The sequence below is a fragment of the Synechocystis sp. FACHB-908 genome, assembly GCF_014698595.1.
In the GTDB taxonomy this organism is placed as follows: Bacteria; Cyanobacteriota; Cyanobacteriia; order Cyanobacteriales; family Microcystaceae; genus Synechocystis.
The window spans coordinates 1-14,144 of record NZ_JACJTH010000037.1; the positions used below are offsets into that span (position 1 = coordinate 1).

The 14,144-nt window shown below is 52.3% G+C and carries 7 protein-coding genes; all 7 read right to left on the bottom strand.

All coding sequences use genetic code 11. From position 1 onward, the window contains the following. Positions 1-174, bottom strand: a 174-nt coding sequence (locus H6G46_RS13450; protein WP_190759872.1) for a transposase, incomplete at its 3' end; no start/stop codon positions are given. A gap of 215 nt (positions 175-389) precedes the next feature. Next, positions 390-4,343, bottom strand: a complete 3,954-nt coding sequence (locus H6G46_RS13455) for a DNA-directed RNA polymerase subunit beta'' (RefSeq protein WP_010871994.1) — start codon at positions 4,341-4,343, stop codon at positions 390-392. A gap of 107 nt (positions 4,344-4,450) precedes the next feature. Continuing rightward, positions 4,451-7,759 (bottom strand): DNA-directed RNA polymerase subunit beta, encoded by a 3,309-nt coding sequence (gene rpoB, locus H6G46_RS13460; protein WP_010871995.1) that lies wholly within the window; start codon positions 7,757-7,759, stop codon positions 4,451-4,453. Positions 7,760-7,844: 85 nt separating this feature from the next. Further along, positions 7,845-8,630: a TatD family hydrolase gene (locus H6G46_RS13465; RefSeq protein WP_010871996.1), complete on the bottom strand. Its 786-nt coding sequence runs from the start codon at positions 8,628-8,630 to the stop codon at positions 7,845-7,847. A gap of 135 nt (positions 8,631-8,765) precedes the next feature. Further along, the gene (gene rpsT, locus H6G46_RS13470) at positions 8,766-9,059 is read right to left on the bottom strand and encodes a 30S ribosomal protein S20 (protein ID WP_010871997.1); all 294 of its coding nucleotides are present in this window, start codon (positions 9,057-9,059) and stop codon (positions 8,766-8,768) included. Between the two features lie 95 nt (positions 9,060-9,154). Further along, positions 9,155-13,270 carry a PAS domain S-box protein gene (locus tag H6G46_RS13475; protein ID WP_010871998.1) on the bottom strand — a complete coding sequence of 1,372 codons (4,116 nt, stop codon included), beginning with the start codon at positions 13,268-13,270 and terminating at the stop codon, positions 9,155-9,157. Beyond that, positions 13,267-13,986 carry a DUF6816 family protein gene (locus H6G46_RS13480; RefSeq protein ID WP_223211345.1) on the bottom strand — a complete coding sequence of 240 codons (720 nt, stop codon included), beginning with the start codon at positions 13,984-13,986 and terminating at the stop codon, positions 13,267-13,269. The genes H6G46_RS13475 and H6G46_RS13480 overlap by 4 nt, the downstream gene beginning before the upstream one ends. Between the last annotated feature and the right edge of the window lie 158 nt (positions 13,987-14,144).

Genomic DNA, 14,144 nt, shown 5'->3' on the forward strand with positions numbered 1-14,144 from the left:
GGGTAACATTGCCCATTGACAACCCGTTTTTAGTTGGTAGTAAATACCATTACAAACCGCTCGCATATCTGTGGTTCGTGGGTGTCCTCCGGGCTTTGCGGGAGGAATCATTGGTTCAAGTATTGCCCATTCTGCATCGCTCAGGTCTGTTTCATAGGCTGTCAGACTTTTCATGCTCTTTGTCTCCTTCTGCTCTTACTCTTAGTTTTCCTTTTTTTCTTCTCCTACTTGCTATCCATTACAAGACTTTATAAATGAGCTCATAGCAGCCCGCAAAAAAAATAATCCCCGCCCGGAGAAGGGAAGGGATACTGACTAGCTAGAAATATCTAGAAATATAAAAATAGGGATGCTGAACGTCCGCAAGCTCGGGGCATAGGAGATTACCCTTAATCCTCATCATCCCCAAAATCGTCATCGTCATCCATATCGAAATCATCCTCATCGGTGTCGTAGGTTTCTTCAAACTCTTCGTCATCCTGACTGAGTTGAGTGCCGGCATAGGCCCGGGCCCTAGTGTCGTCCAAAAGGTCGTCATCGGCTTCAACTTTTTTAGTTTTCACCTTGGTGGCGCTAGCCTTTTTCTTCGTCGTTGGTAATTCAATTGGCTCAATCATATAGCCTTGAATATCGTCCTGGGTTTCAATCAATCCCAACACTTCCTCATGGCTACTGAAGCCAGTACCCGCAGGAATAAGACGACCAATGATCACGTTCTCCTTCAGGCCCCGTAACCAATCGGACTTGCCTTCGATTGCCGCTTCGGTAAGCACCCGAGTGGTTTCTTGGAAGGAAGCCGCACTGATGAAACTATCGGTATTCAAAGAAGCTTTGGTGATACCAAGCAATACAGGAGTATAGCGGGCCGGAGCACTACCAGTGATGCCCATGGCTTCATTAACCTGTTCCACTTGGCGTAATTCCACCAATTCCCCTGGGAGCATGGTGGTGTCTCCCCCATCATCAATGCGGACTTTGGCGGTCATCTGCCGCACAATTACCTCAATGTGTTTGTCAGAAATATCCACCCCTTGGGATTGATAAACCGTTTGCACTTCATTGACGAGGAATTTTTGCGCCGCTTGCAGTCCTCTCAGGGCCGCTTGGTAACAACCGTCCTTGTCCACGTAGTAGCTGAAGAACACATCCAAAATTTCGTGGGGATTGTTGTAGCCATCGGTGAGGGCGTGGCCTACGTCAATGCGTTGTCCGTCGGTGACCATGGCGTTTTGTCCCGGTAACAGGGGATATTCGCTCACGGTGCCGTCGTCTTCCACCACTTTGATGTCGACACTCTCATCTTCCAGGTATTCCACCTGACAGACCCCAGGGGCCCGGGCCAGGACGCAGGCTTCTTTAGGTTTACGGGCTTCCAACAGTTCTTCAATCCGGGGTAAACCCTGGACGATATCCCCGGTTTTAGCCCGCTCAAACACCAGCAGCACGAGGTTATCCCCCCGTTGCACCAGGTCGCCGTCTTCGATGTGGAGCACTGCCCCAGGGGAAACCCGATAGGGTCGGGCTCGGCGTAACACTAACTGATAGTTGTCCCCTTTGCCGTTGATTTCCAGGACTTTGCCGGACTCCTCCAGTTTGACCCCGGGCACCAATTCCTGCCCTGCCACCAAGAGTTGTCCTGGTTTGACTTCCGGGGCACTTGGCAGATCCACCACCAGGCGATCTGCTGCCCGTTCCAGTAACACCCGGCGGATGGATTCCTGTCCTTCCTTGATACCCCGCACAGTGCCCGCTTCCTTACATTGAATTTCGGTACGAGCCACCACCGCTCCGGGGGGAATTTGGTCGCCATCTTGCACCAGTAAGCGGGTTTTGGAGGCTCCGCCGAGGGGATCGGATTCCTGGTCCCGGCGTAGTACCAAAGATTCTAAAATCACCAACTGTAAGCGCTGGCAATCTTCCTCTTCGTCGTCCTGGAGTTCAATATCGGCGGAAAGGTGGGAAATACCTTCGTTACCACTGCCATAAATTTCCAACACCAATTGGGTGCTGAGCAGGGGGGCCCCTTCGACGGATTTAACCCGATCGCCGTCTTTATAGAATAGACGTTGCACTGAGCGCAATTCAATCTGGCGGCCCCCTTCTTCGTTTTGGGAACCCTGGGAGGGGGCGGCGGGCTCATCAAATACTTTGTACTCTTCCACGGGGCGTAGCAGCAAACCATTGCCTTCGGGACTTTCAATCCATTCGGCCTGGCTGAGGGTGCTAACGGTAACACCGGGGAAAACATCCTGCCCTGGTTGCAGCAACTGGCCGCTTTCAATTTTCACCGAACCGGGGTCCACATCTTGGTAGAAGTCACCGGGTTTGATAATAATTTCCCGCAGAATATCGTTTTTCTGCACCACTTCAACGATGCCGCTGGATTGGCAGAAAATGTCCTTGACCACTTCCGTGCCCGCTTCCACATACTGGCCATCTTCCACAATTAACAGGGAAATATCTTTGTTAATTTCGTGGGTTTCTTCGGGAATCCAGAGCAGGGTACCCCCTTTAGTGACTTCATAGCCTTGTTTGCGGCCGCCCTTAGCCACTTCCACGCCGGCATAGCGAATCATGCCCCCGGTGGTGGTACGGTAACGGTCGTCGATTAATTCCGCCACAATGCTGTGGTTCTGCACTTTGGTACCGGGAGCGGCTTTGAGCAGGAAGCGTTGCTTATCGGCCGTGTAGATAACGTATTGTTCCCGGCCGCCACTACTTTCCAGCTTGACCTGGGCTTGATCTAACAGCACAGAGGCGGTGATGATTTCAATTTCCCGGTTACTCACAAGGCGCACCACCCCACCGTCGTTGGTGACCAGCTTGGTTTCGGCCATGATGCTGCCTACTTCCACCTGCTCGTCATTTTTCACCACGGGTTCTGCCCCAGGCGGTAAGTTATATACTTCCCCGGAAAGGATCCAGACTAGACCACCCCGTTGGGCGATGCGGGTGGTGTTCCCCTGACGGTCAGTTTTTTCCTCCGGCACCAGGCGATCGAACAGCACTTCTCCGGCCAGATCCCCAGCTACGTCCTTGGTGGCCCGCTCCGTGGAACGTTGGGTTTTGGAGAGGGAAATTTCCGTCATCAACTGCCCCGCTGTCACCGTCTGTCCATCCTGCACAAACAGTAGGGAACCGGGGGTGAGGGAGTAGGTTTGGGTGGCAGCTTTTTTGCCTTCCCCTTTCCAGATTAAATCCCCGGCAATTTCCACCTGCTCCGCATCTTCCCCGTGGCGGGTACGGACTTTACGGGTGCTTAAACCTTTACCCCATTTGACGGTGCCGTCTTCGGGCGCTTTCTCTTGGCGGGCCACTTCCCCGGTGAATACCCCCCCAGTGTGGAAAGTCCGCATGGTCAACTGGGTGCCGGGTTCCCCGATCGATTGGGCGGCGATAATGCCTACCGCTTCCCCTAGGTCAACTTTGTGACCATGGGCCAAGCTCCAGCCGTAGCAGTTTTGGCACACGGACCGGGCCGCTTCACAGGTCAACGGCGATCGTACATAAACCTCATCGGTGACGGCGGCAATGCGGTTTGCCAAGGCTTCGTCAATTTCATCGTTCCGTTTGGCAATAATTTCTCCGTCCGGGCCCACCACATCCTTAGCCAGCAAACGACCAAACAGGCGATCGGCCAAGCTGATTTTTACCTGGTCCCCATCGGTCATGGCGGTGACCCGTAGACTGCGCTCGGTGCCACAATCCTGTTCCCGCACAATTACGTCCTGGGAAACGTCCACCAAACGCCGGGTGAGGTAACCAGAATCCGCCGTCCGCAGAGCCGTGTCCACCAGACCCTTGCGGGCACCATAGGAAGAAATTACATACTCAGTAACCGTCAGTCCTTCCCGGAAATTGGTTTTAATGGGCAAGTCGATAATTTCCCCCTGGGGATCCGCCATCAAGCCCCGCATCCCCACCAATTGCCGCACCTGGCTCATGTTCCCCCGGGCACCGGAGAAAGCCATCATATAGACGGAGTTGAGAGGATCGGTTTTGCGGAAGTTAACCACCACCTGATCCTTCAACTCCTCCGAAGTACCGTTCCAGGTATCAATTACCTTTTGGAACCGTTCTACCTCGGTGATTTCCCCCCGAGCATAGCGTTCCTCCGTGGTGCGAATTTCCTTTTCCGCCGCCTCCAGCATTTGCTTTTTCTCTGGAGGAATAGTTAGGTCATCTACACTAATGGAAACCCCCGCTTTGGTGGCAAAACGAAACCCCAGTTCCTTCAGTTCATCAGCCAACTGTGAACAGCGGGCAGAACCGTAACGACGGTAGGCAAGGGCAATGAGTTTTTTCAGGCGGCCTTTGTCGATGGTGTAGTTATAAAACGTCATAACGCTCCAAGATTGAGATTAGGGGGCAAGGCAATTAAGGGGGCAGGAGGATTAGACCCTAGGCGATCGCCATCCTCCTGAAAAACTAACGGGAAAAATGGTTGGGACTACACTTCTTCTTCTTCCAAATCCTCCTCGGTGTGGAGGGACTCATAGGTGGGACGATTGGGGGCCCGACGCTGGCTGTCGATCATCAAATCTACTTCTGCATCGGCGCTTTCACCATCTTCGGACAGTTGTACTTTGTGGGCGGCAATGTCCAAACCAAGGGATTGTAGTTCCCGCATCAACACCTTGAAGGATTCTGGGGTACCGGGCCGGGGAATACTCTTGCCTTTAACAATGGCATTGAGGGCTTCGTTACGACCCTGCATGTCATCGGATTTAACGGTGAGTAGTTCCTGCAAAATGTAGGCGGCGCCGTAGGCTTCCAGGGCCCACACTTCCATTTCTCCGAACCGCTGTCCCCCCTGTTGGGCTTTACCCCCCAAAGGCTGTTGGGTAACCAAGGAGTAGGGCCCGGTGGAACGGGCGTGGATTTTATCGTCCACCAAATGCACCAGTTTGAGCATATAAGCTTGCCCAACGGTAATCGGACGGTCAAAGGGTTCCCCGGTGCGGCCGTCGAACACTTGGATTTTGCCGGGGTGGTTTTCGTTAAATACCCAGTCTTTGTTCGGCCGTTGGGAGGCTTCTTCCAACAAGCCATGGACCGTATCCCGGGACGCTTCTTCCCCGTACATCTCATCGAAGGGGGTAATTTTGAAGCGCACACCAAGGTTTTCCCCAGCCCAACCCAGCAAGCATTCGAACACCTGACCTACGTTCATCCGGGAAGGAACCCCCAGGGGATTAAGGGCAATGTCAATGGGGCGACCATCAGGGAGATAGGGCATATCTTCGATGGGCAAAATGCGGGAAATAATCCCTTTATTGCCGTGGCGACCGGCCATTTTGTCTCCCACTTGGATTTTCCGTTTTTGGGCTACGTAAATCCGCACCACCATATTGGCACCGGGGGGTAATTCGTCTCCTTTTTCCCGGGTGAACACTCGCACATCCACTACCCGACCTTTTTCACCGTTGGGTACCCGTAGCGAGTTGTCCCGCACGTCCCGAGCTTTTTCACCGAAAATAGCCCGCAGCAGTTTTTCTTCGGGGGGTTGATCTGCTTCCCCTTTGGGAGTGACTTTACCCACCAGGATATCGCCGGATTCCACCCAAGCACCGATGCGGATAATGCCATGTTCATCCAGATTTCGCAGGGCATCTTCCCCGACGTTGGGGATTTCCCTGGTGATTTCTTCGGGTCCTAGCTTGGTTTGACGGGCTTCAATTTCAAATTTTTCGATGTGGATACTGGTGTAAACATCGTCATAGACTAACCTTTCACTGATCAGAATGGCGTCTTCGTAGTTGTAACCCTCCCAGGGCATATAGGCTACGAGAATGTTTTGGCCCAGGGCCAGCTCTCCCCCTTCCGTGGCGGAACCGTCCGCTAGCACTTGACCAGGCACCACATCTTCCCCGGCATAAACAAGGGGCCGTTGGTTTAAACAGGTATCTTGGTTAGACCGTTGGTATTTTTGGATTGGGTAAACGATTTCTTCCCCTTTCTCCGCAGGGTTATCGGGGGAGTGGGGCTGCACCCGAATTTCGGTGGCGTCCACATAGGTGACAATGCCATGGGTACGGGAAACAATTACCATGCCGGAGTCGCGAGCAGCTTGGGCTTCCAAGCCTGTACCGACCAAGGGCCGTTCAGGACGCAACAGGGGCACTGCCTGCCGTTGCATGTTGGAGCCCATTAGGGCCCGGTTAGCATCGTCATGCTCCAGGAAGGGGATCATGGAGGTGGCAACGGAAATAATTTGCACCGGGGAAACGGCTACATAGTCAACTTGTTCTGGGCTGGTGGTGGAAAATTCCTGGCGGTAGCGAATAGGTACCGACTCGCCAATGATGTTGCCCTCTTCGTCTGTGGGAATGTCCCCGGGGGCCACCCGCATGTCGTCTTCTTCGTCGGCGGTGAGGTAAACGGGGTCTAAATCTTTCCTGACTCGACCACTCTCCACCCGAAAATAGGGGGTTTCAATGAAACCGTAATCATTGACCCGGGCACAGGTAGCTAAGGAACCGATCAAACCGGCATTGGGGCCTTCCGGCGTTTCCACTGGGCAAATACGGCCGTGGTGGGAAGGGTGAATATCCCGCACCGCAAAACCGGCCCGCTCCCGGGTTAGACCCCCAGGGCCGAGGGCAGAAATACGCCGTTTGTGGGTCAACTCCGCCAGGGGATTGGTTTGGTCCATGAACTGGGACAGTTGGGAGGAACCAAAGAATTCCTTGATGGCCGCCACTAGAGGCTTGGGATTCACCAAGGAAGCAGGGGTAAGGGCATCGGATTCGCTAACGGTCATGCGTTCCCTAATAATCCGTTCCAGGCGATTTAAGCCAACCCGAATTTGGTTCTGCAATAGTTCTCCAACGGAACGTACCCGTCGATTGCCCAAGTGGTCGATGTCATCGGTGGTGCCGACGTCAAATTCCAGATTAATCAGATAGTTGATGGCGGCCAGGATGTCTTGGGGGGTAAGCACCCGGGTGGTGTCCGCTTCATTGAGCCGGAGTTTTTTATTGAGTTTGTATCGTCCCACTCGACCAAGGTCATAGCGTTTGGGGTCGAAGAAGCGGGACTCCAATAACTGTTGACCACCACTAACGGTGGGGGGCTCACCGGGGCGAAGTTTTTTGTACAGTTCCACCAAAGCTTCCTCTTCGGTGGGATTGCCTTCTTTGTCGAGGGTTTTTTGATAAAACTCTGGGTGGCTGAGGGAGTCGAGAATTTCGTTATCGCTCAGACCGATCGCCTTTAGGAGCACTTGAGCCGACAATTTACGGGTCTTGTCGATGCGGACATAGACTAGACCATTTTTGTCAGTTTCAAATTTCAGCCAGGCCCCCCGGTTGGGGATCAGGGAAGCGGAATAGGTGCGGCGACCGTTTTTATCTAATTCTTTTTTGTAGTAAACCCCTGGCGATCGCACAATTTGGTTAACGATGACCCGCTCCGCACCATTGATGATGAAGGTTCCCCGCTCTGTCATTAGGGGGAGATCGCCGATGAAGACTTCCTGCTCCTTAATTTCCCCGGTTTCTTTGTTAATCAGACGGGTCGGCACATACATCTGCACCGAATAACTAGCATCCCGTCGCTTGGATTCATCAACATCATACTTGGGTTGTTTGAGCTTGTAATCTTTGCCCAAAAAGTGGAGTTCCAGCTTGCCTGTGTAGTCAGAAATCGGCGAAAAACTATTCAATTCCTCGATTAAACCTTCCTCCAAAAACCAGTGGAAACTAGCGTGTTGGATTTCAATTAAATCGGGCAACATCGTGGTGGCAAGGTTTGTCATGGTGGCTCAGAAGTCTCCGGAAATTTGCGGTGGTTGGGGTTAGGGAAGGCCGGGGAGAGGTTACCAGGGGGGCGATACCCCCAGATTAGGCAGGCACCGGTAGTTTAAAAAGGTTGCGGGCATTAGTAGTGGTTTGTTGGGCAAGGGTTTCTAGGGGGACATGGCGCAGGGCAGCGATCGCCTCGGCCACATGGCGGACAAAGGCTGGTTCATTGCGTTTACCCCGTTGGGGCACTGGCGCCAAAAAGGGACAATCGGTTTCCACCAACAGGCGATCGGGGGGGACCATCTGGGCACTGGCTTGGATCCCTTCAGCTTTTTTGAAGGTAACTGTGCCGCTAAAACTGATGTAAAACCCCAGGTCCAAAAACCATTGGGTTTCTTCAGGAGTGCCACCCCAACAGTGCATTACCCCAGCCACGGGCCCCGATTCTGCTTGGAAATCAGTCAATACCTGGCGCATGGTCTGGGCGGCATCCCGACAATGGATAATCACTGGCTTGTTTAATTCCCTGGCGATCGCCAACTGGGCCCGGAAAACCTCAATTTGATGGTCACGGTTATCGGCTTTGAAAAAATCCAAACCCATTTCACCAATGGCTACCACCCGGTCATCCGCCTTGGCATAGGCAAGGATTTGCCCAGCAGTATTGTCTTGCCAATCTTCGGCATCCAAAGGATGGAGTCCCACGGCGAAAAATAGTTCAGGAAAACGGTCCGCCAGAGACTGTATTTGATCAAACTCCTGGGGCTTAACGCAGGAATGAACCAGTTGCACCACCCCAGCTTGCCGCCAGCGATGCTGTAACTGGTCTAAATCCGCCGCAAAAACATCAAAGTTAATGTGGACATGGGTATCAACTAAATGCATGGTTCCCCTAATGCCGTGGGCGATCTCCAAAGTAACCAAAAACCAGAGGTTTTCCCCAGCTAGAATACCAGTTGATCAATACAGTTGACCAAAAATATTGCAACCATTTGGCCTTCCCAAGGGAAAGGACGGTGCCTAGGCAGCAGGCAAGGCGCTTTGGAGGGCTTTGGCTAAGCGAGCCTTTTTGCGGGCCGCATTGTTCTTGTGGATTACTTTGCACTTCACCGCCTTATCAATTTTGCTAAAAGCGGCGGCCATACTGGTGTTGATCGTGTCGAGTTTTTCCGGATTGGGGTCACTGGCGTAGGCCTCCACCGATTGAAAGGTTTTTTTCATCAGGGTTTTGATGGCCGACTTATAGCTTTTGTTTTGGAGTCGGTTGCGTTCAGCAATTTCGATGCGCTTCAGGGCGGACTTGATATTAGCCACGGTTGCTCTCTAGGGTACGTAACTGTAAAAAGGGCGGGTTCATAAAGATCAGAATTGTTATTCTAACAGTTTGGGGACGCCACGACAATGGTCACCTAACTGTACCAGAGGGGTAGTTCCACTTCAAAGCGACTACCTTGGCCCAACTGGCTGGTTACGGTAATCATACCACCGTGGAGTTCGGCGCATTTTTTGACAATGGGCAGTCCCAGACCGGTTCCAGGGATAGAACCAACATTGGTGCCCCGGTAAAAACTATCAAACAAGTTGGGAATGTCCTCAGGGCCAATGCCAATACCATGGTCCTGGACAGAAAAAATGCCAACGTCCCCCCGGCGCTGGAGATGAAATTCCACTGGCTGGCCAGAAGGAGAGTATTTGATCGCATTGCCGAGGAGATTGGTCAAAATTTGTCTTAATAATTTGGGGTCAAAGGCGACAATTTCTCCGGGGCCGAGGCCATCATAGCTGAATAATAGGCCATGGTATTCCGTACTGCTCTGGAGTTCATCGGTGATGCCCCGACAAAAGCTGACTAAATCTAGGGGTTGAGGCTCAAACGGTAAATATTTAGTTTCCGCCCGGTTAATGGTGAGTACATCGTCTAATAGTTCCACCATGTGGTGAACACTTTCCTCGATGCGCTCCAGATGTTGGCCACGTCTTTGGCCATCTAACTTAGGCCAATATTTTTTCAAAATGCCAGTGGAGGAACTGATAATTGCCAGGGGGGTACGAAATTCATGGGATGTGGTGGAAATAAACCGGGAACGCAATTCCCCCAATTCCTTTTCCGCTTCCAAAGCGGCCAAAATACGTTTTTCAGCATTTTTTATATGGGTGATGTCGTGGACGATCGCCACTAGATTAGCCGGGTGTTGGCCGTTGACGCCCTGAAGAAGAAACACAGAAGCAGTGACGGGAATTTCGACGGCAGTTTGGTAGTGTTGCAGGCTAAATTCTCCCTCCCAAGCACCGGAGCGAAACACCTGGGGAATGATTTCCATTTGCCAAAAATTGAGGTATTCGGGGCTAATATGTTCACTCAGATAGGTGGTTTGGGCGGTTTCCGGATTTTCCAGGCCAATTAAGGATTGCCCGGCCTGGTTGAGGAAAGTCACCTTTTGCTCTAGGTCGGTGATGACGATTAACTCGGTACTATTTTTGACCACAAAATCCAGGTTTTGCCGCTCTCTTTCAATTTGCTTTTGTCGGCGTAGGTCGGTGATTACCCCTACTAAGCCGTCTACTTTACCCTGGTCATCCCTCAGGGCGGTGATGGAAACATACACCGGCAGGCGATCTCCGGTTTTGGTGATGTAGGTCCATTCCCTTTCGTAAACTCCCCATTGGATGGCGGGAATGGCGAACATATCGATGGAATTGGGCCGGATGGTTTGCTGCAACTGTTGGGAAAGCTGGACGGCTTCGCTGGCCATTTCTTCCTGATCGTGGAAAATTAACGGGGTTTGCTGGCCAATCAGTTCCGCCGCTGTATAGCCCAAAATTTCCTCCGCAGTGCGATTAAAGGTACTGATAATCCCCCTCCTGTCGGTGGAAATAATCATGTAGTTGGCCACATCAAAAATGCCTTTTTGCAGTTGGTTCACTTCCAACAGTTTTTGTTCGGCCCTTTGCCTTTCCGATAACTCCTCCTGCAAACGTTCGTACAGTAATGATTGTTGAATGGCGATCGCCAATTGGTTACCAAGGCTTTGCATCAGTTGGATTTCTGCCGTTTGCCAAGTGCGGGAACTGGAGCATTGGTGCACAATCAGCAGGCCCCAAAGGCTATGGTCAAAAACAATGGGGGCAACTATTCTGGACTGGGATTCCGCCACGGTGAAACATTGCACTGCACAATTGATGGCACAATCCGGCAATTGGTCACGGGAAGCGTAGATGTAACCGTTGAGGTAACGCTGATAGCACTCCGGCGGAAAGCTTTCAGGACTAAGATCCATCTGCATCACTGAGGGTTGGCCATTAACCACTGATTCGGCGATCGTGGTGCCCAGACCGTCCTCTTGGATGTGGTGAATTAACACCCGGTCCGCGTGGATAGTGCGGCGTACTTCCGTCACAGTGGTGCGCAAAATCGTTTCTAGCTTGAGGGACTCCCGAATTCTTTGGCTGATGGAAGATAACAGTTTTTCCTGTTGGGCCTGGTTGCGCAGTGCCTTTTCCGCTTCTTTTAAATCATCGATGTCCGTACTACTGGCTAGCCAACCATTGATACTGCCAAACCGGTCCTCCAGGGGCAAGACCTGCAACAGGTGCCAACGGTACTGACCATCACTCCTCCACAGACGACACTCCAACTGGAAGAATTCCTGGGCGGCGATGCCCTGACGCCACTGTCTTTGCACATTTTCCCTTTCCCCTGGCTCAATAAATTGCTGCCAAGTGTTGCCGAGAATTTTTCGACCCCGGCGACCAAAATAGGCCAATGTCCGTTGATTGCACTCCCACACGTCCCCAGCGGAGGAAAGTCGCCAAACCAGATTGGGCAATGCCTCTAACAAGCTGCGGTGAATTTGTTCGCTGTCCCGCAGTTTCTTCAATACCCGTTGGCGATCGGTCACATCCCGCACCGTTACCAAGCGGCAATCTTCCCCCTGCCAATGGATGGGCACAGCCTTAATTTCCCCTATCCCTTCCTCCTCGGGGGAGACATTGATGCCAATTTCCGTCTGTCCTCGGTTGGACAACCCCAGTTGGGATTGTAAAAACTCTTCTTTGCTGAGGCCAAACATTTGGCAAGCCATGGGGTTAGCGTAGATTACCTTGTCATGGTTGTCTAAAATGACAATGCCATCGGCAATGGTATTCACCAAGGTTTGTAATTGTTGCTCCTTGGTATGGAGCGCCGCTTCGGCTCGTTTGCCATGGCTAACGTCCTGGGCTAAACAGAGGATTTTGCTGGTTTGTCCGCTACCATCAATTTCAAAGGCCGAAATTTCCACCACAAAGTAGTGTACTGATTGCCCGCCATCGGTAAATTCAAAGTTAAACTCCTTTTTTTCGTGGGCTTGGAGCGCCGCCAATTCTTCCAGCCCAAAGTACCTTGGGGGAAGCAATAGATCCTGCCGCGGGTCAGTCTCGACCATGGGGTTGGGGATTGGTGCCCCGCCGGAACCGCCTTCTAGCAAACTGCCGGGGATATTGAGATAGACGATTTCATTTTTGACCAGATCGTAGAGATAAATCAGGTTTGGATTACGGCTGAGTAACTTTTGAATTAAATGTTGGTTCCGTTGTTGTTGTTGCTGTTGCCAAACAATGCGGGCTTCTAAATGCTGGACGATGCGGGGCATTTCCACTTCCCGTTGCAGGGCCTCTAGCAACACATCCGGTTGGACCGTGGCCAGCCATTGTTGAGGGCCGACCCAACCAACAAAAGCACCACTGATGTTGGTAATGATCACATAATCATCGTTCTGTCGGCGGAGTAATTCCCTGGCGTGGCAATAGGTTTGGTTAATGGTGCAGAGGGGAAAAGTTGGGCTGAGGTCTGGGCCAATGGGATTATCCAAGCCGAGGGAGCCATAGTTGGGACCCTTAAAATAGTTGCTGAGGCTGACATTACCCAGGGGAATGCGGGGGGCGGCGGCGGGCAGTAGGGGGGAGGAATAGACCACCGGAAAACTAGAAATTTGGCGCTCAAAACAATGGTGGACCAATTCCCCCAAAGTTGTTTCTGTCCCAAGGCAAAGGGGAGGAGAGGCCGTAACCTGGAGGGGAAGATTCTGCCACAATTGACAAAGATTTACTGAGCGGATGAGATTGCCAATGCTCAGCAGACCCCAGGTTTGGTGTTGTCGATCCGCCACAGGGATTACGTCCCAGCCGTAGCCCCAGGTGGCAAAAATCTGCATAACTTCCCCTAAACTAGGCAACTTTTCTAGGTCTAGCCGCAGGGAGCAAGGCAAACACAGTTCCGCCAAGGCGATCGCCGGGGAAAAATGTTCAGTCCACAGGGCGGCGGCCAATTGCCAATCCGGTAATAAACCCAACAGTTGACCGTCGTTATCTAGCACCAAAGCCCAGGGGGGAAAAGCCTTAGCCTCTGCCGGGGGCTCCCAGGAACGTTGGCCATGGCGATGCCAGCGGTTAAGGGCCTCTGCCGCACTCAATTCTCCTGGCAAACAAAGACAGGCCCATTGAATGGCGCTGGCGGTGACTTCCCTGGGAGTGGCGGCAAAAGTCATAGTTCTGGCACAGCTTCTAGGGTAAGTTCATAGCGATATAGGGCAATGGGTTGGTGGCCAGCGGCGAAATAATCGGGGTCCGTGGGGGACAAGTATACGGCGGTAACTTGACTGGCGCTGATTTTTCCCGGGCCAACATGGTGATAGTCAGTGGTAGTTTCCACCTGGTTGAGGTATTGGGTACTGCCAGCAATAAATTGTTGGTTGGTCAGCTCCGTGGCGAGAAAGTGCTCCGGGTCGGGACTCCTTTGGCTGTAACCTAGGACAGTGGAAACTAGTCGTTGATGTTGGGGAAAAACGGTGACTAGGCGGGGACTGGGTTGTTCTTTAACCTGGACAGTAACATTTATTTCTTCTCCGTCCTTACCCAAATAAGCCTGGGTGATGGCTTCAGCGTTAAAACGGCGATCGGGCACAATAACTGGTTCATTGTTGACCAAATCCGATAGGGCCCAGTTAAATTCCGGCAGGGGGGTTTGGTCGATGAATCTGACGGGAAATTCTATTGGTTGCTCCAGATAGGCGGCATTCTTAGCAAAGCCGGGGCTGACGATATCCGGGGCCAGGGGGGCTAGTTGTTCGACAAGAGTACTGGTGACCTGCCATGTGCCGGCAAACCATTCAGGATAACGAATTTCTCCCTTTCTTTGCTCTAGGGTGGGCAAATTAGACCACTGGGGATAGGCTTCCCATCGGTCAGGCAGTGATTCGGCCAAAGTGGGAGATCTTGCGATCCCTAGCCAAAGCAAGTTGCACAAAAATAGCACTGTCAAGCGAACCAAAAATCTAGACAAAAATTTACCAAGACCGTTGTGGAGTGAGGCTTTGGGCCGATCGCCACGGCCACTGATGCCCTTGGATCCGATTATAGTCC